At 43.4% G+C, this 1,956-nt stretch carries 1 protein-coding gene; it reads right to left on the reverse strand.

The features are described 5' to 3' along the window. A partial coding sequence (locus tag ABF87_RS05280) for an integrin alpha (RefSeq protein WP_160828097.1) occupies positions 1–1,483 on the reverse strand: 1,483 nt, incomplete at its 3' end. Positions 1,484–1,956 lie beyond the last annotated feature (473 nt).

Consider the following 1,956-nt stretch of genomic DNA (forward strand, 5'->3'; position numbering starts at 1 on the left):
TGCCAAAATCGCTGCGGCCAAAAATGATGTAGCTCGAGCCAGAGGAAGGGCCGTTCGGGTCAGCTTTAAAAGCACCCACTATTAAGTCATCAAATCCGTCTCCATTCACATCTTCGGCAGTACTGACTGATATGCCCGATGAATCACCTTCCATTTCTCCATCTAAGCGAAAACCATTCTTATCAATATTAGATAAATCCATTACAGCATTGAAATCTGAGGCTTTCCCAAATATCACATAACTAGAACCTGGCTGAGAGCCATTCGGATTAGCTCCGCGAGCACCAATAATCAAATCATCAAATCCATCTCCATTCACATCCCCGGCAGTACTAACTGATAAACCCGACATATCCTCCGTCTTTCCATCCAATCGGAAGCCATCATGACCATTGAGGCTCGACAGGTTCATGCTAGCGTTAAATCCAGTCGCTTTCCCAAACACAACATAATTGGAACCTGAATATTTTCCATTCGGATCAGCCCCCCAGGCACCCACAATCAAATCATCAAATCCATCTCCATTTACATCTCCAGCAGTACTGACAGAACTACCGGACTTATCATCTGGTTCTTCTCCATCCAAACGAAAACCATTATTGCCATCAAGACTAGATAGATCCATGTAAGCCTTAAACCCAGAAGCTTTACCAAATAATACATAGCTGGAACCTGATGTATAACCGTTTGGACCAGCACCAGGAGCACCAACAATCAAATCATCAAATCCATCTCCATTCACATCCCCGGCAGTACTCACCGATTCACCCAAAAAATCATAGGATGTTTCCCCGTCCAAGCGAAACCCATTAATTCCGTTAAGATTGGATAAATTCATTGTCGCGCTAAAACCCGAAGCTTGACCAAACACCACATAACTCGAACCCGAGTTGTAGCCATTTGGCTCAGTTCCGAATGCACCAACAATCACATCACCAAAGCCATCACCATTCACATCGCCAGCATTGCTAACCGAATTACCCGAATGATCTCCCTCAGCCACCCCATCCAGTCGAAAGCCATTATTACCATTGAGGCTTGATAAAGCCATTGTCGCGCTAAAACCGGAAGCTTGACCAAACACCACATAACTCGAACCCGAGCTATAGCCGTTTGGGTCAATACCCTCGGCACCAACAATCACGTCATCAAAGCCATCACCGTTCACATCACCAGCGGTGCTCACCGATTCACCCAAAAAATCATAGGATGTTTCCCCATCCAAGCGAAAACCATTGCTCCCATCGAGATTTGATAAATCCATTTTTGCGCTAAAACCGGAAGCTTTACCAAAGACTATGTAACTATTACTGGTCCTGGCAAACGGTTGCCCAGTGCCAATAATTACATCCCCAAAGCCATCACCATTCACATCCCCAGCATTGCTGACCGAAAAACTCGAATAATCAAATGCTGCCACCCCATCCAAACGAAAACCATTCTTGCCATCGAGGCTGGATAAATTAATTGTTGTTATTGTCATTTTAAAAAAATTCCTTTTAAAACATTTAATAATATTCGTGAGAGAAACGTTCACTATAATTTTATAGAAATCACAGAACCCATGTTAAGCCAAAGTAATGTCAAGGACAATCAAGAATCTTTATGACGGATATTAATTAAATGAATGATTTAATCAGGATGCAACATTTCAAGCATGAGGTTAAGCAACCTCGGAAATTCTACTTTGCCCAGCCTTGGTAAGGTTGTCAATTAACCCATCCACATTCAAACCAGACTCGATATGCTCATTTAGCATCGATAGAATGCATCTTAAACCTGATTTGCTTTCTGCATTTTTCCGATGCTTTATCCAACCACCGCCGTCATATTCATGCCCACTAGCAGCACGGCATCATCCTGAGTATAAGTATGATAAAAGCCCTGGCTTCCGCCATCGACCCAATTGCCTTCCAAAATCACCTGATCTCCGACATTACCGTGGACTTTGAGGGT

It is taken from the genome of Nitrosomonas sp. JL21, from assembly GCF_009833095.1.
Taxonomy (GTDB): domain Bacteria; phylum Pseudomonadota; class Gammaproteobacteria; order Burkholderiales; family Nitrosomonadaceae; genus Nitrosomonas.